General features: G+C 45.2%; 22 protein-coding genes. 16 read left to right on the top strand and 6 right to left on the bottom strand.

Features of this window, described 5'->3' with window-relative positions; genetic code table 11:
• Positions 1–7 precede the first annotated feature (7 nt).
• The 3 genes from DW904_RS06160 to DW904_RS06150 are packed head-to-tail and all read left to right on the top strand — an operon-like array spanning position 8 to position 2,428.
• Positions 8–556, top strand: coding sequence for an endolytic transglycosylase MltG (locus DW904_RS06160; RefSeq protein WP_118578542.1), 549 nt, complete (start codon positions 8–10; stop codon positions 554–556).
• Positions 553–1,209 (top strand): O-methyltransferase, encoded by a 657-nt coding sequence (locus tag DW904_RS06155; protein ID WP_118578540.1) that lies wholly within the window; start codon positions 553–555, stop codon positions 1,207–1,209. Before DW904_RS06160 ends, DW904_RS06155 begins: the two co-directional genes overlap by 4 nt.
• Positions 1,202–2,428, top strand: a complete 1,227-nt coding sequence (locus tag DW904_RS06150; RefSeq protein WP_118578538.1) for a U32 family peptidase — start codon at positions 1,202–1,204, stop codon at positions 2,426–2,428. The genes DW904_RS06155 and DW904_RS06150 overlap by 8 nt, the downstream gene beginning before the upstream one ends.
• A gap of 89 nt (positions 2,429–2,517) precedes the next feature.
• On the opposite strand, the gene sigK is transcribed toward DW904_RS06150, so the two are convergent.
• Entirely contained in the window at positions 2,518–3,147 is a 630-nt protein-coding gene (sigK, locus tag DW904_RS06145) for an RNA polymerase sporulation sigma factor SigK (RefSeq protein WP_118578536.1), read from the bottom strand.
• 308 nt (positions 3,148–3,455) lie between these two features.
• Here sigK and DW904_RS23705 point away from each other — a divergent pair, with 308 nt between their 5' ends.
• The 9 genes from DW904_RS23705 to DW904_RS06095 all read left to right on the top strand — a co-directional run bounded on the left by DW904_RS23705 (position 3,456) and on the right by DW904_RS06095 (position 16,088).
• Positions 3,456–7,049, top strand: a complete 3,594-nt coding sequence (locus DW904_RS23705) for a DUF5717 family protein (protein ID WP_243110318.1) — start codon at positions 3,456–3,458, stop codon at positions 7,047–7,049.
• A 4-nt stretch (positions 7,050–7,053) separates the two neighbouring features.
• Entirely contained in the window at positions 7,054–8,331 is a 1,278-nt protein-coding gene (locus tag DW904_RS06130; RefSeq protein ID WP_118578532.1) for a DUF5716 family protein, read from the top strand.
• Positions 8,332–8,343: 12 nt separating this feature from the next.
• Positions 8,344–9,126 (top strand): hypothetical protein, encoded by a 783-nt coding sequence (locus DW904_RS06125; protein ID WP_118578530.1) that lies wholly within the window; start codon positions 8,344–8,346, stop codon positions 9,124–9,126.
• A gap of 524 nt (positions 9,127–9,650) precedes the next feature.
• On the top strand, positions 9,651–10,544 hold the full coding sequence (locus tag DW904_RS06120; protein ID WP_118578528.1) for an amino acid ABC transporter substrate-binding protein: 894 nt from the start codon (positions 9,651–9,653) through the stop codon (positions 10,542–10,544).
• Between the two features lie 186 nt (positions 10,545–10,730).
• Positions 10,731–11,381 (top strand): amino acid ABC transporter permease, encoded by a 651-nt coding sequence (locus DW904_RS06115; protein ID WP_118578520.1) that lies wholly within the window; start codon positions 10,731–10,733, stop codon positions 11,379–11,381.
• A gap of 70 nt (positions 11,382–11,451) precedes the next feature.
• The gene (locus DW904_RS06110) at positions 11,452–12,144 is read left to right on the top strand and encodes an amino acid ABC transporter ATP-binding protein (protein WP_118578519.1); all 693 of its coding nucleotides are present in this window, start codon (positions 11,452–11,454) and stop codon (positions 12,142–12,144) included.
• Between the two features lie 96 nt (positions 12,145–12,240).
• Positions 12,241–13,674, top strand: coding sequence for an adenylosuccinate lyase (purB, locus tag DW904_RS06105; RefSeq protein WP_118578518.1), 1,434 nt, complete (start codon positions 12,241–12,243; stop codon positions 13,672–13,674).
• A 61-nt stretch (positions 13,675–13,735) separates the two neighbouring features.
• The gene (locus DW904_RS06100) at positions 13,736–15,016 is read left to right on the top strand and encodes an adenylosuccinate synthase (protein WP_118578517.1); all 1,281 of its coding nucleotides are present in this window, start codon (positions 13,736–13,738) and stop codon (positions 15,014–15,016) included.
• Between the two features lie 250 nt (positions 15,017–15,266).
• A complete protein-coding gene (locus DW904_RS06095; RefSeq protein ID WP_118578516.1) occupies positions 15,267–16,088 on the top strand; it encodes an HAD family phosphatase in 822 nt (273 codons plus the stop codon).
• Positions 16,089–16,283: 195 nt separating this feature from the next.
• Here the strand turns inward: DW904_RS06095 and DW904_RS22780 are convergent, their stop codons facing one another.
• Positions 16,284–16,427 (bottom strand): hypothetical protein, encoded by a 144-nt coding sequence (locus tag DW904_RS22780; RefSeq protein WP_202187678.1) that lies wholly within the window; start codon positions 16,425–16,427, stop codon positions 16,284–16,286.
• A 59-nt stretch (positions 16,428–16,486) separates the two neighbouring features.
• Here DW904_RS22780 and DW904_RS24490 point away from each other — a divergent pair, with 59 nt between their 5' ends.
• Both DW904_RS24490 and DW904_RS06085 read left to right on the top strand, forming a co-directional pair.
• The gene (locus DW904_RS24490; RefSeq protein WP_118578515.1) at positions 16,487–17,479 is read left to right on the top strand and encodes an Ig-like domain-containing protein; all 993 of its coding nucleotides are present in this window, start codon (positions 16,487–16,489) and stop codon (positions 17,477–17,479) included.
• 11 nt (positions 17,480–17,490) lie between these two features.
• Positions 17,491–18,027 carry a hypothetical protein gene (locus DW904_RS06085; protein WP_118578514.1) on the top strand — a complete coding sequence of 179 codons (537 nt, stop codon included), beginning with the start codon at positions 17,491–17,493 and terminating at the stop codon, positions 18,025–18,027.
• Positions 18,028–18,180: 153 nt separating this feature from the next.
• On the opposite strand, the gene DW904_RS06080 is transcribed toward DW904_RS06085, so the two are convergent.
• The 4 genes from DW904_RS06080 to DW904_RS06065 all read right to left on the bottom strand — a co-directional run bounded on the left by DW904_RS06080 (position 18,181) and on the right by DW904_RS06065 (position 21,999).
• A complete protein-coding gene (locus tag DW904_RS06080) occupies positions 18,181–18,609 on the bottom strand; it encodes a type I-E CRISPR-associated protein Cse2/CasB (protein ID WP_118578513.1) in 429 nt (142 codons plus the stop codon).
• Between the two features lie 268 nt (positions 18,610–18,877).
• Positions 18,878–19,810 (bottom strand): DUF5688 family protein, encoded by a 933-nt coding sequence (locus DW904_RS06075; protein WP_118578512.1) that lies wholly within the window; start codon positions 19,808–19,810, stop codon positions 18,878–18,880.
• A complete protein-coding gene (locus DW904_RS06070) occupies positions 19,725–21,611 on the bottom strand; it encodes a type IV secretory system conjugative DNA transfer family protein (RefSeq protein WP_118578511.1) in 1,887 nt (628 codons plus the stop codon). The genes DW904_RS06075 and DW904_RS06070 overlap by 86 nt, the downstream gene beginning before the upstream one ends.
• Positions 21,604–21,999, bottom strand: a complete 396-nt coding sequence (locus DW904_RS06065) for a hypothetical protein (RefSeq protein ID WP_118578510.1) — start codon at positions 21,997–21,999, stop codon at positions 21,604–21,606. The genes DW904_RS06070 and DW904_RS06065 overlap by 8 nt, the downstream gene beginning before the upstream one ends.
• A 202-nt stretch (positions 22,000–22,201) precedes the next feature.
• Between DW904_RS06065 and DW904_RS24485 the strand changes: the two genes are divergently transcribed.
• Positions 22,202–22,684: a MobA/MobL family protein gene (locus DW904_RS24485; protein ID WP_202187677.1), complete on the top strand. Its 483-nt coding sequence runs from the start codon at positions 22,202–22,204 to the stop codon at positions 22,682–22,684.
• An 11-nt stretch (positions 22,685–22,695) separates the two neighbouring features.
• Positions 22,696–23,979 carry a MobA/MobL family protein gene (locus DW904_RS06055; RefSeq protein ID WP_202187676.1) on the top strand — a complete coding sequence of 428 codons (1,284 nt, stop codon included), beginning with the start codon at positions 22,696–22,698 and terminating at the stop codon, positions 23,977–23,979.
• The last annotated feature ends 179 nt before the right edge of the window (positions 23,980–24,158 follow it).

The following is a 24,158-nucleotide window of genomic DNA, read 5'->3' as shown; positions in this document are numbered from 1 at the left end:
AGGAAACATGGGTAATACAAGAGATCAGGTGGGAAAAGCAGGGCTTTTTGTAGCTGGTGGAATTTTTCGTACTGCTTTTTACGTCTGTGTTGCAGTGCTGATTTTCTGGATTGGCAAGTCGGCCTATCAGTTTGGCTACAATGTTTTTAACCAGCAGGCAGTCAGCCCGGGAGCAGGTCAGGAAGTGACAGTTGTGATTCCGGAAGGCTCATCCACGTATGATGTAGCCAAGATCCTGAAAAGCAAGGGACTGATCGACGACAGTCTGGTGTTCTTTGCACAGGAGAAACTTTCTACATATAAGGGACAGATGCAGGCTGGAACTTATCTGTTAAGTACAGCTTACACTCCTACACGTATTATGGGTATTCTTGCTGGTGATGAGGAGCAGACTGGTGTTACGCAGGATAGTGCCACAGCAGCTGATACAGCGGCCCAGACAGATACTCAGACTACAGATGCAGGAACTGATACAGCTGATACCCAGAGTGCAGATGGTACAGCAGATACTCAGGCAGCTGATGGAACTGCAGGGGAAGGAGAGTCCGGACAGTGATCGTAGAGGAGAGAATGCGCACTTACATCAATTCTCTTGATATGGGGAATACTCCTTTTCTGGAAGAACTGGAAAAAGAAGCACTTGCAGGAAGGGTTCCCATTATCCGCAAGGAAATGCAGAGCTTTCTGAAAATGTTTCTTGCAGCAACCCGGCCGATGAAAATACTGGAGGTCGGAACGGCAGTAGGTTTTTCCACTCTGCTGATGTGCGAATATGGACCTGAGAATCTGAAAATAACAACAATTGAGAATTATGAAAAAAGGATCCCTATTGCCAGAGAGAATTTCAGGAAGGCAGGACGGGAATCCCAGATAGAGTTCCTTACCGGGGATGCAGGAGAGATCCTGAAAGAACTTACTGGAACTTATGATCTTATTTTTATGGATGCTGCCAAGGGGCAGTATATGAACTGGCTGCCGGATGTGCTTCGATTAATGCATAAGGGCAGCGTTCTTGTTTCTGATAATGTTCTTCAAGAAGGGGACATTATCGAATCCCATTATCTTGTAGAGAGACGCAATCGTACCATTTATAAGCGTATGCGTCAGTATCTCTATGAACTGAAGCACAATCCGCTGCTGGAGACCTCCATCCTTCCGTTAGGAGACGGAGCCTCCATCAGTGTAAAGAAAGAGGAGTCATATGCGTAAACCAGAATTATTAGTTCCGGCAAGCAGTCTTGAGGTTCTGAAGATTGCCACGGTTTTCGGAGCAGACGCTGTTTATATCGGAGGAGAGGCTTTTGGGCTTCGTGCCAAGGCCCGCAATTTTTCAAAAGAAGAGATGGCGCAGGGAATTGCATTTGCCCATGAGCATGGTGTAAAAGTCTATGTGACAGTGAATATTCTTGCGCATAACTATGATCTGGCTGGTGTAAGAGAGTACTTGAAAGAGCTTAAGGAATTAAAACCGGACGCCTTGATCATCGCTGATCCTGGTATTTTTACCTATGCCAAGGAAATCTGTCCGGAGATTGAGCGTCATATCAGTACCCAGGCAAATAACACTAATTACGAAACCTATCGCTTCTGGTACAAGCTTGGAGCGAAGCGTGTGGTAACTGCCCGTGAGCTTTCTTTAGAAGAGATTCGCCAGATCCGTGCCAATATTCCAGATGATATGGAGATTGAGACTTTCATTCACGGAGCGATGTGTATTTCCTATTCCGGACGCTGTCTTCTCAGCAATTTCCTGGTAGGAAGAGATGCCAATCAGGGATCCTGCACACATCCGTGCCGTTGGAAATATTCCATTGTGGAAGAGTCGAGACCCGGAGAGTATATGCCGGTTTATGAGAATGAGCGTGGTACTTACATTTTCAATTCCAAGGATCTTTGCATGATCGAGCACATGGATGACATTCTCACAAGCGGAATCGACAGTTTGAAGATCGAGGGTCGTATGAAGACAGCTCTTTATGTAGCAACTGTCGCACGTACTTACCGCAAGGCTATTGATGATTATCTGGAAGATCCGGCCAAATATCAGGCAAACATGTCCTGGTATCAGGAGCAGATCGCAGGCTGCACTTACCGTAAATTTACAACTGGCTTCTTTTATGGCAAACCAAGCGAGGAAGCACAGATCTATGACAATAATACCTATGAGAAGGGGTATACGTATCTGGGATTTGCAGAAGCTGTAGATGAGAGAGGCTATGTGCAGATTACACAGAGAAACAAGTTTACAGTAGGAGAGATGATCGAGATCATGAAACCGGATGGAACCAATCTTCTGGTTCCTGTAAAAGCTATCTATGATGAGGAGGGCAATTCCGTAGAAAGCGCTCCCCATCCGCAGCAGAAGCTGTTTGTAGATCTTGGCGGTGAGGCAGAGGTTTATGATATCCTCCGCCGTAGTGAAGCATAAGTCTGAGAGTAATTCAGAAAAATAATCGTTACTGGTCACGGAATGAACAGTAACAAATAATCATAGAGGTAAAACTCGCAGAGCGTGTTTTACCCGTTTTCAGGAAAAAGCGTCCGCAATTTTTGCAGGGCGTTTTTTTCAATTCTGGATACATAGGAGCGGCTGATGTGAAGGTGCCTGGCGATTTCCCGCTGCGTCTGTTCCTTTTGCCCAAAGAGACCGAAACGGCAGCAGATCACCTCATATTCTTTGGAAGACAGTACAGACTTCATGGAATCCAGTACATGACGGATATCTTCTCTGGTGGAATACTCTTCCACAACGTCCACTGCCGGTCCTTCCATTACATCCAGAAGACTGATCTCATTGCCTTCTTTGTCTGTACCAATGGGTTCATACAGCGAGATTTCCCGGGAATGCTTCTTGCGGGAGCGGAACAACATAAGCAGTTCATTGTTGATACACTTTCCAGCATATGTGGACAGCCGGGCTGCTTTTGTGGAATCAAATGTGGAGATGGCTTTCATTAATCCAATGGTGCCAATGGAAATCAGATCGTCCAGTTCTACATCTGTTCCCTGATATTTTTTTACTACATGGGCAACAAGCCGCAGGTTACGTTCTATGAGAATATTTTTTGCTTCCATATCGCCCCTTTGGTACTGCTGAAGATAATACTGCTCCTCGGCCATTGTCAAAGGTTTCAAAAATGTCTTCAAATCGCTACCTCAAAGGGGATTTCTATATAGTCTATGAAAAATACAGGCTTTAAGTGCCTGGCTGCCTTTTTTTACTGCGAAAAAATCGTGGCAGGATTCTTTTTATATTTTACATTGAAATAAAGGGTGAAAATCATTATAATAATGTCAGAGTAACTGCCTGGAGCGTGTTTGAAAAAGGCTCTGGTTCGAAAGAGGCAGTGACAGCGAGTAACAGGATTACTGTTCCGCAGCAATGTTCTGAGAAGCGTGTTGCTGTGAAGTTTGTGGACAGTAACAAGAACACGAAAGACGTAAGGTGAATGATTTTGAAAAAAAAGATCGAACAGCTTTTAAACGGAAAGTTTGAATATGAACAGCCCCAGCTCCTTTTTTCCAAGGAGAAGATTTCCCTGACCATGAAAGCAGGGGAGACGAAGAGAGGGGAAGTGTACGTTGGAACAGAGGATAATCAGAAGATCCGCGGTTATGTTACTTCCTCCAGCCGCCGGGTGGTACCGGGAATGGACCATATTTCAGGAACTACTGTGCGTCTCCCGCTTGGAATTGATACGGTAGGACTTGCCCCAGGAGAAAACCTGAAGGGATGGCTGTGTTTTACTACAAATATTGGAGAGGCCCGTCTTCCTTTTGAAATTGAGATCGAGAAAGAGGAAATACGCAGTTTTTCAGGTGTGGTAGGGAATCTGGACGAATTTGTAAAAGTTGCCCGGGATGATTTTAAAGAGGCATTCCGTATTTTTAAAGATGCCAGCTTCACCAGAATTCTGGAAAATGAGGATCAAAAGATCCAGACACTTTATTATGGTCTGTCCAGACAACCGGTGACGTATCAGCATCTGGAAGAATTTCTCATTGCCGCAGGCAAGAAGGAAAAAGTAACCATAAATGCCAGAGAGGTGGGGAAAGAATACTATGAGCTGAAAGACTCTTTGAAAGAATCTTTTTACATTCAGAGAAGCGGATGGGGACATCTGCGCCTTGATGTGGAAGCAGTTGGAGATTTTCTGGAAGTTCCCCGCAAGGTGGTAACAGACGAAGATTTTATTGGCAGCCATTATGAAGTGGAATATCTGGTGCACAAGGAGAAATTAAGACAAGGCAATCAGTTTGGCAAGATTATAGTAAAAAGCCCTTATCAGGAGATTACTTATACCATTGTTGCATCCACAAGTGGTAAACTGGATGTAGATATCCGTCTGACTCAGGAGAAGAGTAAACTGGATCTTCAAAAAGACTGTCTGTCCTACCTGTGCTATGAGACTGCTGTGGCAAGCTGTCTTGCGGGAAAGGAGAATCCAGGTGTCAACAGCTGGATGGATTTTTCCACCTGGAGTGCGAGCAGCCACTATATTCTGAACCAGCTTCATCAGTCCGGATGTGATTATCCGGAATACCAGATGTATGAGGCCTTTCTTCTTTACATGGAGAACCATCATGAGGAAGCAAGAGCTCTTCTGGAAAGCTATCAGGATAAATCCTATACAAGAGATGATCTGGAGTTTGCTGGAATTTATCTGTATCTGTGCACGCTTACCGGTTTATATAAGGACAAGGTTCACGCATTGTCCAGAATCCGCAATTTTTACATGCAGAAAAGTGACAGCTTTCCGCTTTTATGGATCCTGCTGAAACTGGATCCTGCATACAAGGAGACTCCGTCCAAGGCATTATTTGTGCTGGAAGAGCAGTTTGGCAAGGGCTGCAGGAGTCCGTTCCTCTATCTGGAAGCATGGAAGATCATCTGCAAGGACATGACGCTTCTTCACAGGCTGAACAGCTTCTGGGGGCAGGTATTCCGCTTCGCGGCAAGAAGAAACCTTCTTACAGAGGAGCTGGTAATGCGCCTTGCATATCTTTCCGGGTATGAGAAAGATTATAACGAAAGTATTTATCAGGCATTGGCAAAGGGCTATGATCAGTATTCTTCGGAGGATACCCTGGAAGCCATCTGTAAATATGTGATGAAGGGAAACCCAAGAAAGACTGAATATTTCCGCTGGTTTTCCCTGGCAGTGGAGCATGGGCTGCGTCTTACAAGACTTTATGAGTATTATGTGGAGACTATGGATACTTCCAGACGGATTGAGCTTCCAAAGGCTCTTCTCATGTATTTTACTTACAACAGCGATTCCCTTGGAGATTCCAAGCGGGCATTTATTTATTCCTGCATTATTGCAAATAAGGAAAAAGAGCCGGCAGCATACCAGCGCTATATGTCAGGTATGCGGGATTTCGCCAGGAAAAAACTGGCTGAGGGCAAAATGAATGAGAGCTATGCTGTCTTATATCAGGAGTTTCTGATGGAGCCTCGCACAAAAGAGGCGGCAGATTCCATTGCGCAGAAAATGTTTACCCACCGCCTTTATTTTGATGATAAAAAAGTCCGCTATGTGATCGTTCGTCACAGTCAGATGGAATCAGAGGAGACTTATACCTGTGTTCAGGGCGTAGCTTATCCAAGAATTTATACAGAAGATGCTGCTATCCTTTTTCAGGATGACAAGCAGCGCAGATACAGTGCTACTGTAGATTACAGCTTGAAGAAGACCATGGATGAGGATGGGGCAGTGAGAAAAGTTCTTGCCCTTGGCGTGGACGAGCCAGGTGTGCTTCTTCATTATTGCGAAAGCCATGAACTGGACAAAGATAATCTGGATATTTTTCAAAGACTGGTCAAATCCGATGCTTTTTGCATGGAGTATAAGCAGAAGGTACGTCGCAGGATTCTGGATTATTATGCAGAGCATGTATTTGGCGAAGATCTGGATCAATATTTAAAGCAGATGGATTACCAGGAATACGCCCGTGTGGACAGGCAGAAGCTTCTGGTGGTTCTTATAAGCCGCGGTCTTTTTTCCCAGGCACAGGCCATTGTGGAGGAATTCGGCTATGAGGGCGTGGACATGCGAAGCCTTTTGAAACTGGTAAGCCGCATGATCGTGCGCTGCGACATGCTGGAAGACGAGGAACTTCTGGCTTTGGCATCTGATGTTTACAGAAATGGATTTTATGATGAGGTGATCCTCACATATCTTATGAAATATCGTTTTGGACCTGTGGATGAAATGTTTTCCATCTGGAAAAGTGCTGTGGGATTTGAAATGGATACCTATGATCTGGAGGAAAAAATCCTTCAGCTTCTTATGTTTACCACGGATTACCGCAAGGAGGGAGAGCATGTTCTGGAATCCTACATTCGCCATTCCGGAAGGGAGTGGATCGTAAGCGGATATCTGACCCATGTTTCCTATGGCATTTTTGTAAAAGAATACACCATGAGTCCTTTTGTGAAAAACTGTCTGTTGAATGCATATATGCAGAAATGGATGGTAAATGAAGTCTGCTATCTGGCTTTGTTTAAAGAGCTTTCCAGGGAAAAGAGCAGAAAAGAGGCTCTTCTTTCCATAGAAAAAGAGCTTCTGAAAATGTGCATGGACAAAGAAATGGTATTTTCTTTCTTCCACAGACTTCCACCGGAAATTTTGAGCCTGTATCAGATGGATGACAAAACATGTGTGGAATATCACACCAGCCCGGAGGCGAAGGTAACCCTTGTATATGCTTTGGATACCGGACTTGGACGTGCGCTGGAATATAAGACAGAGCCTCTTAAGAATGTATATGAGGGTATTTTTACCAAGCCGTTTACCATGTTTTACGGGGAAACTTTGCATTATTATTTTTCAGAGGAATGTAATGGACAGACCAAAAGAACGCCAGAGCGGGTACTTGGAATGAGTAAGGTGGAAGGTACACCATTCAGCAAGTACCAGATGATTAATCAGATTTTGTCTGCGCGGAAACTGGACAAGCATCATGAGGTGAAACAGGGACTGAAGCAGTATTTCCGCCAGGAACAGTATGTAAAAGAAATGTTTGTCATTACAGAAGAGGACTGAATATATGAATGAAATTCGTGATTTGATCATAGGAATTGATTTTGGAAAAGATTATTCCCAGATCTGCTATTATGACCGGAAAGGGGAGGAACCCTGCTCTGTGTCCATGAAAGTTGGTGCCCAGGAGTTTGAAGCACCTACCTGTATTTGCAGGCGCGGAGAGCATAAAGAGTACACCATTGGTCTTGAGGCAGTTTATTTTGCCCGGGAAAAAGGGGGACAGATGGTGGATGACCTGTATGGAATCTGTAAGAAAGAAGACAGTGTGCAGATTCTGGGAGAACAGGTGGAGCCATGGGAGCTGCTTCAGGTTTTTCTGGAGGGTATGCTGAAATTTCTGGGAGTTGCAGATCTTGTAAAAAATACAAAATGCCTGGTGATCACAAGTCCTGAGCTTGAGGACCCCCAGGTGAAAAATATGGAAAAAGCCTGCCAGGCCATTGGTTTTTCGAAGAATCAGTACATGCTGATAGACCATGGAGAGAGCTTTTATTATTATTCCCTTACCCAGAAAAGAGAGACCTGGAACCGGAGTATCGGCTGGTATTCTTTTCACCAGGATGAAGTGAAGTTTCAGCAGCTGACTATGGACAGCAGCACAAGGCCGGTGCTGGTACGCCTTGAGGAGCCGAAGAAGACGGTCCTCCCATCTCTTACAGCACCTGAAGAAGAGGGAGAGAAGGCCGTGGAAGCCAGAGATGAGGCTTTCCGTGATTTTATTAAGGAGACTCTTGGAACCGGTCTTTTTTCCAGCATTCAGATCACAGGATATGGATTCAGCCCGGATTGGGCGAAAATATCCATTGGAAGCCTTTGCATGCAGCGAAGAAAGGTTTATTATGGAAATAACCTTTTTGCAAAAGGTGCATGTGCAGCTGGAAAGGAGCGCCTTGAGGATAAGATCCTGAAGGGGTACCGTTATATGAGTCCTGCTCTTGTGCTGAAAGATGTGGGAATGGAAATGCGGGTGATGGGTGCACCGGCATATTACCCGCTTATTGAGGCTGGTAAGAACTGGTATGAGTGTAAAGCTGGCTGTGAGCTGATCCTGGATGATATAACAGAGCTCGTTTTTGTTGTTGGAACCTTCGGCGAGAAGCACAAGAAGAAAGTAATTATGGGACTGCCCGGACTTCCTGAGCGTCCCAATAAGACTACAAGACTGTCTCTGGCCCTTGCATATGTGTCACAGAAGAAATGCCGCGTTGTTGTAAAAGATCTTGGATTTGGAGAAATGTTCCCTTCCAGCGGCAAGGTCTGGGACGAACTGGTAGATTGGTAAAGGAGGCTGGAAATGAGCGGTTATATTTTATGTCAGACAAAAAAGGCGGACAAGCCGTTTTTTGTGGAGAGTATCAATACCAATATTTACTCACTGGAGGAGCTTTGCTACTTTCTGTACCACAATCTTTATCTGGTGGATTCTTCTGTTATAAATGAAAATCTCTGTACCTGGATCAGCGAGGAACTGGATCTGCCAAGGCTGGCAGCCAAGCTACGTCCTCATCTTGGTAAATTTGCCAGTGCGGAGGATGTGCTTTATCCGGTATTTAAGGAGATCAATTATCTTACTTACGATGAGCTGAAGGCATTGAATGTAAAGCTTGCCAAGCTGGATCAGGAGGCACCTCTTCTTCGAAAAAAGAGAAAAGGGGATGCCCTGGTAGCGAATAAGATGTATGTAAGTGCCATCAAGGTGTATCAGCAGCTTCTGAAAAAAGAAGGGCTGGAGCAGATAAGACCGGGACTGACCATGAGTGTGTGGCATAACCTTGGATGTGCGTACAGCTATCTTTTTCAGATGGAGAAAGCAATGGAGTGTTTCTGGGAGGCGTTCCTTACCCAGAGCGATCCTAAGGAGCTGGTTTGCTATCTGCTTGCTTATCGCAGCGTGAAGAAGCCGCAGGAGTATGAGAACAGGCTGAAAGAGCTGAATGTATCGGAGGAAGTGAAGGATACTTTAAAAAAGGCACTGGATGAGTTTGCGCAGAAAAAGGAGGTCAGCATAAGACCAGGGAAGGCGGATGAAATGCTGGAGAAGCTGACTGGAGAGTATCATAGGAGCACAGGTTCGTGATGAACCTGTGCTTTGTTGGTTGGTGAGTGAAAAGTTATTTAAGGCGGACGCATTCGGACAATGGTTATTACTCACTCGCCGGCGCAACGCTACGATGAACTAATCGCTAACTGCGACTAATGCGTTCGGGAGAGCCCTCACGCATAAGTCTTCGTAAGCGCTGGATTTCATCTACGCTAAGAACGCGCCTGAAATGGCTCGCTAGAGCAATAACCATTGTCCAAATGCTATGTATTGGCTATTACTGTTCACTGGTAACGTTCCGCGAGGTGTTTTTGTGAACAAAGTTCACAGAAAACCCGAGAATTGCGGCGCGAAATCATGCTTTGCATGATTTCTGTGCATCGCGAAGCGCGTTACTGTGAACGGAGTGAACAGTAACTATTGGCTGGAACTTGCTCGTCAAATTGCAAAAACTATATTGACAGAATTACTTTCGTATGCTACCATACAACCATGCTTTAACATGGTAGAGTGAAAACGCACTAAAATAATGAGAATTAGATTTCAGGAGGATAGATATTATGAAAAAAAGAATGCTGGCGATTATGATGAGTGCCTTGATGGCAGCAGGTATCTGCTCTGGTGTGACTGTTTATGCAGATGCCGACAGTAAGACCCTGACTGTTGGATTTGATGCAGAGTACCCGCCTTTTGGTTATATGGATGAAAGTGGCGAATATGTTGGTTTTGACCTGGATGTGGCGCAGAAGGTATGTGATAATCTTGGATGGGAGCTTGTAAAGAAACCAATTAACTGGGATTCCAAGGATATGGAGCTGAATTCCGGAAATATTGACTGTATCTGGAATGGCTTTACCATCAATGGACGTGAGGATGATTATACATGGTCTGATCCATATCTGAATAACGAGCAGGTTATGGTAGTCGCTTCCGATTCCGGAATTGAGACACTGGCAGATCTGGCAGGGAAGAATGTTGTAGTACAGGCTGCATCTGCAGCACTCGATGCATTAAACAGTGATGACAACAAGGATCTGACAGACAGCTTTGCTTCTCTTACAGAGAATCCGGATTACAATACTGCATTTATGAATATTGATTCCGGTGCTGCTGACGCTGTTGCAGTAGATATCGGAGTTGCAAAATATCAGCTGGCTCAGAGAGAAGAGGGCAAATATAAGATTCTGGACGAGCCGATCCAGAGCGAGCAGTACGGTATTGGATTTGCCAAAGGAAACGAGGAGCTTCGTGATACCGTATGGACCGAGGTTATGAAGCTGTATGACGAGGGCGAGATTGATAAACTGGCTGAGCAGTATGGTGTAGCTGACATGCTTTGCCTGGGAGATGAGGAAGCAGCAGATAAGACAGAAGAGAACACAGATGCGGCAGAAGAAAATGCAGATTCTGATGAGGCAGCTGATGCAGATGCTGCTGAGGATGAGGCTGAATAATTCACATAGAATATAAACAAGAATATATGTAAAAAAGAGGGTACCTGGCGCACCCTCTTTTCTTAGCGAGAAGGGGTCTGCTCCAAAAGAAGGAGCTTGATTCGCAGAATGTGAATTATAGAATGAAATGAAACGTGAAATGCGATCCCTTAGAACACAAGTATCAACAGGAGGAACACAGTAACTATGAGTTTTAGTGTAATGTTAAGCCAGCTTGCAAAGGGAATGACCGTAACTACGGAAATTTTCTTTGTAACCCTTATATTTTCCCTGCCACTTGGCCTTCTGGTCTGCTGGGGGAAAATGTCCAAAATAAAGATAATCAGATGGATCATTTCTGCTTATATCTCCATTATGCGCGGAACACCTCTTATGCTGCAGCTGATGGTAGTATATTTCGGACCATATTTTATTTTTGGAATCCGAATTTCCATGGGTTACAGCCTGATCGCTGTATTTATTGCTTTTGCAATTAATTATGCCGCTTATTTTGCAGAAATCTACCGTGGTGGAATTGAATCCATGCCAGTAGGTCAGTATGAAGCAGCCAGAATCCTTGGCTACTCAAAAGCACAGACCTTCTTCCGCATCATTCTTCCCCAGGTATTTAAACGGATTTTGCCATCTATTACCAACGAAGTAATCACTCTGGTAAAGGATACTTCATTGGCGTTTGTTGTAGCGGTAGCTGAAATGTTCACTTTGGCGAAACAGATTGCCAGCTCTCAGACCACGATGGTGCCGTTTGTGGTAGCGGCTGTATTTTATTATGTATTTAACCTGCTGGTAGCAGTGATTATGGATAAAGTAGAGAAAAAACTGAACTATTACCGCTAATAATTTATCATCAACCTGCAGTGAATATACATTGTAAAACTGTGTGCGGGTAACCAGAAGGAGTCACTATATGAAATTATTTGAAATGAAACACATAAAGAAAAGTTTCGGAGCCCTGGACGTTCTCCGTGACATTTCCCTGGAAGTAGACAAGGGCGAGGTTCTTAGTATTATCGGTCCCTCCGGCTCTGGTAAGTCTACATTGCTTCGCTGTGCCACTGGTCTGGAGACACCAGACGGCGGCGAAATCATCAAAAACGGAAAAATCGGATTGGTTTTTCAGAATTTTAACCTTTTTCCCCATTTTTCCGTGATTAAAAATATTACAGACGCTCCTATCAAAGTCCAGAAACGAGACAAAAAAGAAGTCTACGCTCAGGCCAGAGAACTGCTGAAGAAAATGGGACTCTCAGATAAAGAAAACTATTATCCATACCAGCTTTCAGGTGGACAGCAGCAGCGAGTTTCCATCGCCAGAGCCCTTTGCATGAACCCGGATATTCTTTTCTTCGATGAGCCCACATCTGCTTTGGATCCGGAGCTCACTGGCGAAATCTTGAAAGTAATCAAAGACCTGGCAGCCGAGCATATCACCATGGTGATTGTTACCCACGAGATGAGCTTTGCCCGTGACATCTCCGACCGGATTATCTTTATGGATGACGGTCTGATCGCAGTGGAAGGCACCCCGGAAGAGGTATTTTCATCAGAACATGTAAGAATGAAGGAATTCCTTGGGAAATTCCATCAGGGGCTTGCTTAAAATCTTTGGATGTTATATAATCCCCTTGTATGTGGAAAAAAACAGTTGATCCGCAAAGTAAATGATAAAAACTTACTTAGAAACAGGAGAGAAAGAATGAGTACAGACAGATATACAAGCCCTTTGTCTGAGCGTTATGCCAGCAAGGAAATGCAGTACATTTTTTCACAGGATATGAAATTCCGCACCTGGAGAAGACTCTGGATCGCTCTGGCAGAGACTGAGAAGGAGCTTGGACTGAACATCACCCAGGAACAGATTGATGAACTGAAAGCTCATGCAGACGATATCAACTATGATGTTGCCAAGGCCCGTGAGAAAGAAGTGCGTCACGATGTTATGTCCCATGTATATGCTTACGGTGTGCAGTGCCCGAAAGCAAAGGGAATCATCCACCTGGGAGCAACATCCTGTTATGTAGGAGATAATACAGACATTATTGTTATGACAGAAGCTCTGAAACTGGTTCAGAAGAAACTGGTAAACGTAATTGCAGAGCTTTCCAAGTTCGCTGACAAATATAAAGATCAGCCTACACTTGCATTTACCCATTTCCAGCCTGCACAGCCAACTACCGTTGGAAAGCGTGCCACACTGTGGACACAGGAATTTATGATGGATCTTGAAGACCTGGAATATGTTCTTGGCACCATTAAGCTTCTTGGTTCTAAAGGTACTACAGGTACACAGGCAAGCTTTCTGGAACTGTTTGAAGGAGACCAGGAGACCATCGACAAGATCGATCCGATGATCGCTGCCAAGATGGGATTCAAGGAATGCTATCCGGTATCCGGACAGACCTATTCCCGTAAAGTTGATACCCGTGTTGTCAATGTTCTGGCAGGAATTGCAGCAAGTGCACACAAGATGTCAAACGATATCCGTCTTCTTCAGCATCTGAAAGAAGTAGAGGAGCCATTTGAGAAATCCCAGATCGGATCTTCCGCTATGGCTTATAAGAGAAACCCGATGAGAAGTGAGCGTATTGCTTCCCTTTCCAGATATGTGATGGTAGATGCCCTGAATCCAGCCATCACCTCTGCTACCCAGTGGTTTGAGAGAACCCTGGATGACTCCGCCAACAAGCGTCTTTCCGTACCGGAAGGCTTCCTTGCAATTGACGGAATCCTGGATCTGTGCCTGAATGTTGTAGATGGCCTTGTGGTTTATCCGAAGGTTATCGAGAAACACATGATGGCTGAGCTGCCATTTATGGCAACTGAGAACATTATGATGGACGCAGTAAAAGCAGGTGGAGACCGTCAGGAGCTTCATGAGCGCATCCGTGAGCTTTCCATGGAAGCAGGCAGGAATGTTAAGGTAGAAGGTAAGGACAACAACCTTCTTGAGCTGATCGCAGCAGATCCGGCATTTAACCTGACCCTGGAAGAGCTTCAGAAGACCATGGATCCGAAGAAATATGTGGGACGTGCCAAAGAGCAGACCGAAAGCTTTATTGCAAAAGTTGTAAATCCGGTTCTGGATTCCCACAAGGAAATGCTTGGAATGACAGCTGAGATTAATGTATGATAAAAGGTTGTTGTTTTCTTTTTTAATGAAATTCAGATCAGACACAGGAGGAATTTGAGTTATGATCAAAGCAGTAGTTGGAGCAAACTGGGGAGATGAAGGTAAGGGGAAAATTACCGACATGCTCGCTGAGAAAGCTGATATTATCGTTAGATTCCAGGGTGGTGCAAATGCAGGACATACCATTGTAAACGACTATGGTAAATTCGCACTTCACACTCTGCCGTCAGGTGTATTTTACGGACACACCACAAGTGTGATCGGCAACGGTGTTGCACTGAATATCCCTGTATTTTTCAAAGAATACAATGAGGTTGTAAGCAAAGGTGTTCCGGCACCGAAGATTCTGATCTCTGACAGAGCACAGATGGTTATGCCGTACCACATTCTGTTTGACCAGTATGAGGAAGAGCGTCTGGGAGGCAAATCTTTCGGTTCTACTAAATCCGGTATCGCACCTTTCTATTCTGACAAATATGCAAAAATCGGTTTTCAGGTAAATGAGCTTTTTGACGAGGATCGCCTGAAGGAGAAACTGGCAAGCGTTTGTGAAACTAAGAACGTTCTTCTTGAGCACTTATACCACAAACCGCTTCTGAACGTTGATGAGCTTTTTGCAGAGCTGATGGAATACAAGAAAATGGTTGCACCATATGTATGCGACGTTTCCCTGTACCTGAATAATGCTTTGAAAGAGGGCAAGGAGATCCTTCTTGAGGGACAGCTTGGAACTTTAAAAGACCCTGACCATGGTATTTACCCAATGGTTACCTCTTCTTCCACACTGGCAGCATATGGTGCAATCGGAGCAGGTGTGCCTCCATATGAGATCCAGAAGATTGTTGTTGTAAGCAAGGCTTATTCCAGCGCAGTAGGTGCCGGTGCATTTGTTTCCGAGATTTTCGGAGAAGAGGCTGACGAGCTTAGAAGACGCGGTGGTGATGGCGGAGAATACGGTGCTACCACTGGACGTCCGAGACGTATGGGATGGTATGACTGTGTTGCATCTAAATACGGCTGCCGTCTTCAGGGTGCTACAGATGTGGCATTTACAGTACTTGACGTACTTGGCTATCTGGATGAGATCCCGGTTTGTGTTGCTTACGATATCGACGGAGAGATTACCACAGACTTCCCGACCACAGCCAGACTTGAGAAAGCAAAACCGGTGATCGAGAAGCTTCCAGGATGGAAATGCGATATCCGTGGAATAAAGAACTATGAGGATCTTCCGGAGAATTGCAGAAAATACATCGAATTCATCGAGGAGAAGATCGGATACCCGATCACCATGGTTTCCAACGGACCAGGAAGAAACGATATTATTTACAGAAATAAATAATTTGGAAAAAAGCGGCTGCGTATCAGACGCTTGTAAGTAAGAATACATTACTGGTTACAGAGTGATCGGTAATTGAAATGTGACTGCGCCGGAGGTTCTCTCCGGCGTATCTTGTATCTAGTACATCGAATATTAAGTAACTGCCATATTGACTTGTCTGATTTTTATTTGCTGCGCCAATATAGCAGAAACTTAATTTTCGATGCTCTAGATGACAAAAAAGAAAACGGATTTTATAAAGGAATAAAGAATGAAAAATTTTAAACGTGCAGCTGCCATTCTGGGAGTGGTAGTCTTACTGGCAGTTTGCTGTCTGCCTATGATCTTTGCTTTTGGCAGCGGCGACAACGCACAGGGGAATTTTAAGGCAGCAGTAGGTACTGTAATTCTGGTGCCAGTGCTGGCTTATGTATTTCTTATGGTTTATAAACTTTTGAAGAAAGAGGAAAAGGAGGTCGCAGGCGAAGTGAAAAACATAATTTTTGATGTGGGACAGGTATTGGTTTCCTATGATTGGGAAAGCTATCTGAAAGCGTTCCACTTTTCGGCAGAAGAAGAGAAGCTGATTGCTGAGAAGGTTTTTAAGAGCCAGATCTGGAATGAGCGTGACCGTGGCCTGTTTCCTGAAGAAGAATACCGGAAACAGTTTATCGCAGAACTTCCGGCCGAGTACGAAGCGGATGTAAAGCGTGTGATCGAAGAATCAGGAAAAACAATTGGAATTAAGGATTACGCCGAAACCTGGACCAGCTATCTGAAAAGCCAGGGCTATCATCTGTACATTCTGTCAAACTACAGCCAATTCATGCTGGATCAGACAAGACCAGGTAAAATGCCTTTTCTGAAAAATATGGATGGTGTGATTTTCTCCTGTGAGGTTCAGCAGATCAAACCGGAGGCTGATATTTATGAGACACTTCTTTCCAGATTCGGTTTAAAACCGGAGGAGAGCGTTTTCCTGGATGACCGCCCGGAGAACTGCGAGGCTGCAAGAAAGCTTGGTATTCATGCCATTGAATTCCATGATCTGAAGCAGGCGGCAAAGGAACTGGAGAAGCTTGGAGTAAAATAGAAAAAAACAGCAAAACAGGAAAGTTAACGCCCCGGCTTCAGCTAGTACTTCAGAAGCCGGGGCGTTTCGGGGAGGATATAAGTATCTTCCCCAAAGCTAAAAAATACAGTAAAAATGCGGCCTTCACAACCTCTAGGAAACAAAGGAAACAGGTAGGAAACATCCCCGAAATGGAAGGTGTTTCTTTTTTTTATGTCAGAAAACTTCATTTTTCAAATTACTCGGCATACTAACTGTAGAAAAATGAAAAATCCATCTTTCAGCATACCAGTGAAATAAAAGAGGGGAAGGTTGAAAACCTGACTCCATCCCTGACTTTTTCTCTCTGATATCTTCCATTCTGTCCTCCTTCGTAGTACAATATGGTCAACAAGATTTGTTTTAAGGAGGACAGATAAATGAAAAAGAAACACTTTTTAACACGGCTAATATTGTGCATAGTGATGGTCATGCTGTTCATTCCTGCCTTATCCATCACGGCGCAGGCAGCATCCAAGAAAACGCCTTCTAAGGTGAGGATTTCCAGTGTGAAGGCAACGGGCTATGACAGAGTGACCGTCAAGTGGAAGAAAGCGAAAAACGCAACCGCTTATGTGATTTACTATAAACAGGCTTCGGCTAAGAAATGGGTGAAGTTGAAGAATGTAAGTGCGAAAACAACAATATATACACATAAGACATCCAAGAAATATCCGTTAAAGCAGGGCGTGAAATATTCTTATCGCGTGAGGGCCTATAACAAGGCCGGTAAGAAGTATGGCGGTTATTCCAAGACTAAGACTGTGAAGATGCCGAAGAAGGCCGTTGTAACTACAAAGCCGACACAGAAGCCACAGCCAACCATTACGGTAAAGCCAACAGCGACACCTAAACCAACAGTTGCTCCAAAGCCAACGGCGGAACCAAAACCTACGGCGGCTCCGCAGCCAACAAAGGCACCGCAGCCGACAGCTACACCGATTCCGAAACCTACGGCGATTCCAAAGCCTACAGAAGTTCCAAAGCCGACAGCGATTCCACAGCCAACGGCTACACCAAAACCGGTTATGGTTTCAAGCATTACATTAAGCCAGACCTCTTTAACACTGACTTCAAAAGGCCAGACAGCAAGTCTTGCCGCAACAGTAAGTCCAGAAAATGCAGAAAATAAAAGTATCACCTGGAGCAGTTCTGATAATAGTATTGTAACAGTAGACACATATGGTACTGTTACAGCAGTTGCAAATGGAACGGCTGATATTACCGCTACTGCTGATGATGGCAGTGGAGTGAGTGCGAAGTGTAGTGTGACGGTGAAAATACCAAATAATGTTAAGACCATTACACTTGAAGGTGGCAAGAGTACAGATTGCTATATTTCACCAGAAAGTGTAGATTCAAGTATAGACTGAAACAGATTGTTATGAAAATTAATGGTGATACATCTATAATTCAAATCAATGGACAAGGATATGATAATTCTTCTTGGTGTGCATTTATTAATTTTACAGCATTAAAATCAGGAGAACTCAGAATTGACGCGGTATATAATGGAAAAATTATTAAAACATGGAAGGTTATTATAACTTCAGACTGGCAGGAATATCTTGAATACACAGCATGGCGACATTCTATTGAGTCTCAAATCTGGACAAGTAACATGTCATTAAAAGATAAATTAGATGCAGCTTGCAACTATATAAAAACCGAATTTTCTTACAAACTCGGATATTGTCAGGCTGTACTAATTTATTCTGATAAGATGTGCGATTGTTTCGGCTCAACTGAAATTTTTGGAGATTTTGCAAAAGATGCTGGGGCGCAGGTAAAATATGCTAGCACATACACTGGCCAGATGTATGATTACCTTGCGGATGCTGTAAGCAATGCTGGTCATCTTTTTAATAAAGTTCTATTAAATGGACAGTGGGTGAACTATGACGCTTGCCCGTTACCGTAATTATTATAAGTTTCGTAAGAATCAAATAAATATCTCAATATATTAAAACACACCACCATCGATTTTGTGATGGTGGTGTAGTATTTTCTTGGTTTTCTTAAAGTGACACTTTAAGCAAGATTGTATTTGATTGTCTATAGAATGTGAATTACATTATGCATCTCTTAAAAAAATCTCTCTTCTCCACTTCTCATATGCCTCATCCATATTATCCAGGTCCTTTATTAACTGCTCCACATCAATCTTGATTTCCTTTGGCTTACCGCGCATCAGCATAATAAGGTTGTCGTAGTTTTTACAGTAACCGATTCTGCGAAAGGCCTTGTCAATCTGGAACATGCGCCGCTCATCATTACCATAATACAGGTCATGGAGCCAGTGAGGAAATTCCAGGGGGCCGTTTTCACAGTCCTGTCTAATATACATAACCAGGCATTCTTTCAACAGGTCTCTTGGAATGCCGCTGTAACAGCCTTCGGTTACGAGGTCACAGAGAACATCATCCCTTCTGTACAAAATTGTTTTCTTTTCGTGACGGGAAAGTTTCCTGGTTCTTTCTAAGATTTTTTCTGTCTGAATCATAAGTTCATTCTCCTTTTCATTTTATTTGTCTATAGTATGCTGGAAAAAGAGACGGCTGGTAAAATTTTGCGGATTTTTAGAAAACAAACAGCCGTCCACGTTTCTTCGTGAACAGCTGCTGTTGTGGTGAATATTATTCTTTTGTGTATTCCATTCTTTTTCCGTCTTCCCTTACAATCTCTATCTGGAAGACGTCTTTTTTCATTTGAAAGTAATTCTGGATTGTTTCCAGTAACATTTCTTTTTTATCCATCTTTGCTCCTCCTTTTCAATGTATCAGTTTATGCTGTCTGGCTGCTTCCAGGACCTGCTCTTTTTCCTGTACGGCTGAGAGTTTCCGACCGTCGTAGTGAAAGAGGTTATAGGAAAGTAAGACATCTGGCGTTACGCTTGATACGTTGACCTGTTGTACCATCTGGCGCAGTTCATCCTGGGTCAGGCCGCTGCTGTCTTTGGCAAGTATCAACTCATGGGTAGAACTGGGGAGGACATAATAAGGCTCTCCAAATTCTTTGTATATGTTCTGCAATACCTCTGGGCAGACTAAGGCATTGGCGCCGTTGATTTGCTCCCTGTTTGTAAGCATGTAGAGGTGACTGTCTGTGTTAGATAAGTAGAGGTCTATTGCCTCTTCTGGAATATTTTGCTCCTGCAAGATTTCACGCATGATATCTTCTGGCTTATGCAGGCAAAATTCCTGGGCCGCCGTATTTTTATAAGCGGCTTCCATGACTTCCCCCTGGCTCATCTGAAACTCCTGCATGTTATCCTTGGTGACCAGGAAGGAAGTAAATTCTCCGTTGTCTTTTGGTACCTGGTATCTTGCTACGATAGCAATGTCCTCCATAGAATCGTGAGGGAGGCTTTCTAACAGTTCTCGGTTGATATCTGCATTGATGACCTGGATGTACAGGCCCTTTTTAAATTCTTCAGCGGTCGTTGGCCCGATTGGGAGGTTATCTTTTCGCTTCTCTATCTGTGAGGTCAGATAACGTCCGAGATTCTGTGGGGATTCCCCGGAATCAAGCAGACCTTGGTAATCATCCGGGTATAGGATGACTGCATAGTTTTCAGAAGGAAATTTACAGGAAATCGCCTCCCTGGTGCCGCCGATTTTATTTATGGTCTCTGCCTTCACCTCGCAGGCGGGCATCCTTTTTTGTATTTCTTTTATGATTCTTTCTATATCTTCTTTTTTCATTGTTTATATCTCCTTTTAGATTCTGCCAGATGGACTGTGTTTTTTCTTTTGCCATCCGGCTGTACTTCTCCGCCAAAGTCTTTGCAAAGCGGAGATATGGATTGGTATTGTCTGTTGGTATTTTTACCGGCATTGGCTGTTCTTTGCCCTCAATGCCAAGGGCCTCCCGGTTGTATCTCTGGATGCGGTCTGACTGCTGGCCAAGGATGGGGTCGTTAAAGTAAGAACATTTTTTGACCCGGCAATAGCTGAACTCGGAGGATATCAGGACCACCTCATCCATCTGCACCAGATGCGAAAGGTCTGAGGGCTCCAGGATGTTCTTATCACGGTAAGTGATGCTGATGCTGCGGTTTTTGCCCGAGCCTGACCAGGTGGTCTCCCGTTCTTTATAAGTACCGGCAAGCTCTGAAATGGTCTTGGCTGTGGTCTGGTCCCGGATATCCAGTGCGGCAATGTAAGCGCAGTTGGCAACAACGCTTAAAATATCGGCTTTTGAATAAGCGGTTTCCAGTGCAGCCAGGGACTGGGTTACCAGAATCAGGGTGATGTTACGGCTGCGGCCTGTCAACAGGAGGCCGTTGTGTAAATATGGGAGTGGTCCCCTCGATACAAGCCTTGCAAATTCGTCAATCACGACCATGACGGGCAGGCTCCCTTCCGGGCGTCTGATGAGTGCACTGAACACCTGGGAGATAATCAGATTGATAACGTTATAGTAAGGCTCCAGCTTTTCCTCCGGGATGGCCAGGAAGACGGCTTTTTTCTCTTCCAGCATCAGGGGACTGGCCTGCCTGGGGTTTACCTCAGCGGCATAGCGGATATCTTCATCTGTGAAGGCTTTTAGATTCTCCTGCTCCTCCTGGACTACACCGGAGAGGGTTTCGTCTGCCAGATTCTTAAAGGAGGAGAGCAGTTTTATTTCTATGGCCTTTGGTGCCGCGTGGTCTATCAGTTCTGCGACCAGTTCTTTGGTATCCCTGGAAAGGATTTCGTTAATCAGTTCGGATAGGTTGTGGATGCCTTTCTGTTTATACAGACCGGTTAATTCGCCGCATAGAAGGCTGCGGGCGCTCTGTTTCCAGAATTTGCTGTTTTCTTTTGCGGGAATCGGGATGAGGCTGTTTGCGATATCTTCCATGCACTCCCGGATATCCTGGTCAGTCACCTGGTCCTTGTGGTTCAGCTGGTATAAAAAGTCCCAGCCGAATCTGCTTCTGTCCTGAAAGTTGACAATGACCACATCCGGGTCATCCATCCGGCGGGACTTTGACCATAACTCTCCTTTGATGTCCACACAGAACATCCCGGTATCCGGGGTGGAAAGAAGGCTTGGGATGATGATGGCAGAACTTTTGCCGGAGCCGGAGCCGCCTATGACGAGAACGTGGGAATTTCTGCAGATGTCTGCCTTTATCGGATTACACAGATAAGCAGTCTGCTTTTTTAGCCGTCCTGTTTCCGTCCTTCCAAGGACAATGCCCTGGGGCGTGTCATATAACAGCCTGGGGTCTGCCTGGGGATACATAGCCTGCATCTTCAGCGGGCTGGAATACTCCGTTGGCCTGTCGTGGAAGATATCCTCAATGCTGAAATCTTTTTTTCCTGATGCTGCCTGCCTCTGGTTCTCTGACCAGACGTAAACAGAAGGCAGAAAAGAGAGTGCAAAGAGAATTAGGTATGAGGTATCCCCGTCCAGTCCCCTTTTAAAGAATAGGATTAATGCAGCCATGGAAAATGGCTGCAGCCAGATGCCGCTTGCAAAGATGCGGTTCATCCACCTCCAGATGTCCTTATTCATATCTGAGTTCCTTTTTCGCCATAGACCTGTCCGGGAGTTCCTGGAAGCCCTGACGGCTTAAGAAATTCTTTTTCTGCCGTCCGGTGCCGATATAGATATCCTGGTATCCGTGTGATTTGGCAAAGGCTTCTGCCGCCTCCAGAAGACGCAGCCGTTCTTTTTTGTATCCCCTGTATGGCTGGAGGTCGTGGATAAACAGGACTGTCTTTTGGTCTATGACCGGAAAATTGATGACTGCAGAGGCAAGGAAGTTTGGTGCGCCCTCTGTTTTTAACGCCAGCAGAAGGGATGTATCCCGGATATTTCCATTTTTCTCAGCCAGGCCCTGGTAAGTAAACAGGAGCTGCAGTGCCTGTCCCTGCGCTCCGGTGGTTTCATTTCCTTTCATGGTTTTCATCTCCTTGTAAGATATTAGATAAGGCTGTTTCCCTTATCACTTTTAATATGACAAATAAAAAGCGGGATAAAAAACGGGTGGTTGTTTTACCGTTTGGGGGATTTTTCATATTAAGAGTGAGCAGGGAGCCTTGTAACTGCCATAAGTGCAGGGCGTAAGGCCTGCAAAAATGAGGAAAACAGGAGGGAAAAATATGGCGATATTTCAATTTGGCATTCAGGTGATTGGACGGTCGGAAGGTAGGAGCGCTGTTGCTGCGGCTGCTTACAGGTCGGCCAGCAAGATAGAGAATGAATACACAGGGACTACGGAAGATTATTCCAAAAAGAAATGGGTGGCATACAGTGAGGTGATGCTGCCTGAGAATGCACCAAAGAGGTTTCAGGACAGGGCGGTGCTGTGGAATGAAGTGGAAGGGACTGAGAAGGGGCGAAATGCACGGCTGGCAAGGGAGATTGAGGTTGCCCTGCCGATTGAGCTGTCAATGGAGGAAAATATCCGCCTTGTGCAGGATTATGTCCAGAATACCTTTGTAAGTGAGGGGATGATTGCGGATGTGAACATCCACTGCCCGCCCGTGACGGATGCGGAGGGAGTGCCGGTAGACGGGCATGGAAAACGCGTGACGGATAAGGCAGTATGGTCTTCCGAAATCCACATGCACACATCCTTTTAACGGTGCGGCCTATGGATGAAAAAGGAAAATGGCTGCCGAAAACACAGAAGGAGTATCTTTGCAGGAGGGGTGACGAAGAAAAGGCCTTTACCGCAGAGGAATTTAAGACGGTGAAATCTGAGGGCTGGGAAAAAGAATACCAGTATTGGAAAGGACATCAGAAAGTGTGGAGGACACCTTCAGAGGCCTTTGCAGAAAACCTGGCAGTAAGAGTATCAAAGAATCCCCGGTCCACCAGGTTTGGCAGACAGGATGAAAGGATGGAGCGGTGGAACTCTGTGGATGCCGTCTTTGCTTACCGCAAGGCCTGGGAACGGGAAGTCAACCAGGCTCTGGAACGTGCTGGAAGGCAGGAGAGGGTGGACTGCCGTTCTTATGCAGAGCAGGGCTCAGACCGGGTTTCCGGCATCCATCTTGGCTCACACGCCTCCAAGAATAAGGATTCTGACCGATACCGGCTGAATGAAACGATTAAGGAACTGAACCGGAAAAATGAGGATATCCGTAAGACCCTGGATGCCCTGGAAAGGGAAATCCGGGGGAAGAATGGGGAACTGTATGAGGCTGTGGCAGAGCGGCTTGGAAAACTGAGGGGCGAGATTGCATCTGCCCGGTACTATCTGGAAGAAATCCAGGAGAGGAAGGATGCCCTTGAAAAAGAGCTGCAGCCTTTGAAGGATTCTGTGGAGAGGGTACGGATGGCAAGGGAGAACATCCTGGAGAAGGACAGGGAGGCCAGGGAAAAACTTGCGAAGCTGCGGCAGGAACAGAAGGGGAACTTCCCGGTGTGGAGTGAACGGCCGGGACAGATTCAGGCAGAGATACTGGCAGAACAGGAGGGCATCCGCTTCCGAAAAGAACGCCTTGGACGGATTCTGGATGAGGAAGGTTTTTCAGATATCCGGGAGTATCAGCAGAAGGCGCAAGAGCTGGTGCAGATAGAGGAAGAGTTACGGCAGATGGAAGGGAAAACATCCTGGTATGAAGAACAGATACGGGAATCGGCTGGCAGGTACGAGGAACTGTACTGCCGGATATCCAAGGAGGAAGCCGCATCCCCGGAGTTTCAGGCCAGCAGGGAAAAGTGGTCACGCATCTATGAGGAACGGACCGTTGACCGTATCAGGAGAAGGGGCAGACACTTCCGGTCGGATGCCTTCCAGAAGGTTCTTTACAAGACAGATTACACCCTGGGACATGCACTTTATTTGGCTGGCAGAACGGAATATGTGATGAGCAGGCTGCAGGCGACTGTAGAGGAAGCAGAGGGAAATGACAGGCATCGGAGCCTGTGACGGGACACAGACAACTCCCCCGGGGCAATTCCCCTGATGTTTTTCCATCCAAGGACGGATACCTTCCGGCAACGAAAACCTGTCGGTGTAAGCCGATAACTTACAGGCTTTACAATACCTGTTGTAAGAACGTAAGGTTTGTAGAGGATTAAAAATGGTTAATATGCATGAAAATATAT

The sequence above is a fragment of the Ruminococcus sp. AM42-11 genome (assembly GCF_003480145.1).
GTDB lineage: Bacteria > Bacillota > Clostridia > Lachnospirales > Lachnospiraceae > Blautia_A > Blautia_A faecis.
This window is presented reverse-complemented; position numbering and strand designations above follow the sequence as displayed.

Coding starts and splice junctions, on each gene's coding strand:
- DW904_RS06160 (WP_118578542.1), top strand. CDS start 8: ATGGGTAATACAAGAGATCAGGTGGGAAAAGCAGGGCTTTTTGTAGCT.
- DW904_RS06150 (WP_118578538.1), top strand. CDS start 1,202: ATGCGTAAACCAGAATTATTAGTTCCGGCAAGCAGTCTTGAGGTTCTG.
- DW904_RS06130 (WP_118578532.1), top strand. CDS start 7,054: ATGAATGAAATTCGTGATTTGATCATAGGAATTGATTTTGGAAAAGAT.
- DW904_RS06125 (WP_118578530.1), top strand. CDS start 8,344: ATGAGCGGTTATATTTTATGTCAGACAAAAAAGGCGGACAAGCCGTTT.
- DW904_RS06120 (WP_118578528.1), top strand. CDS start 9,651: ATGAAAAAAAGAATGCTGGCGATTATGATGAGTGCCTTGATGGCAGCA.
- DW904_RS06115 (WP_118578520.1), top strand. CDS start 10,731: ATGAGTTTTAGTGTAATGTTAAGCCAGCTTGCAAAGGGAATGACCGTA.
- DW904_RS06110 (WP_118578519.1), top strand. CDS start 11,452: ATGAAATTATTTGAAATGAAACACATAAAGAAAAGTTTCGGAGCCCTG.
- purB (WP_118578518.1), top strand. CDS start 12,241: ATGAGTACAGACAGATATACAAGCCCTTTGTCTGAGCGTTATGCCAGC.
- DW904_RS06100 (WP_118578517.1), top strand. CDS start 13,736: ATGATCAAAGCAGTAGTTGGAGCAAACTGGGGAGATGAAGGTAAGGGG.
- DW904_RS06095 (WP_118578516.1), top strand. CDS start 15,267: ATGAAAAATTTTAAACGTGCAGCTGCCATTCTGGGAGTGGTAGTCTTA.
- DW904_RS22780 (WP_202187678.1), bottom strand. CDS start 16,427: ATGGAAGATATCAGAGAGAAAAAGTCAGGGATGGAGTCAGGTTTTCAA.
- DW904_RS24490 (WP_118578515.1), top strand. CDS start 16,487: ATGAAAAAGAAACACTTTTTAACACGGCTAATATTGTGCATAGTGATG.
- DW904_RS06085 (WP_118578514.1), top strand. CDS start 17,491: ATGAAAATTAATGGTGATACATCTATAATTCAAATCAATGGACAAGGA.
- DW904_RS06080 (WP_118578513.1), bottom strand. CDS start 18,609: ATGATTCAGACAGAAAAAATCTTAGAAAGAACCAGGAAACTTTCCCGT.
- DW904_RS06075 (WP_118578512.1), bottom strand. CDS start 19,810: ATGAAAAAAGAAGATATAGAAAGAATCATAAAAGAAATACAAAAAAGG.
- DW904_RS06070 (WP_118578511.1), bottom strand. CDS start 21,611: ATGAATAAGGACATCTGGAGGTGGATGAACCGCATCTTTGCAAGCGGC.
- DW904_RS06065 (WP_118578510.1), bottom strand. CDS start 21,999: ATGAAAGGAAATGAAACCACCGGAGCGCAGGGACAGGCACTGCAGCTC.
- DW904_RS24485 (WP_202187677.1), top strand. CDS start 22,202: ATGGCGATATTTCAATTTGGCATTCAGGTGATTGGACGGTCGGAAGGT.
- DW904_RS06055 (WP_202187676.1), top strand. CDS start 22,696: ATGGATGAAAAAGGAAAATGGCTGCCGAAAACACAGAAGGAGTATCTT.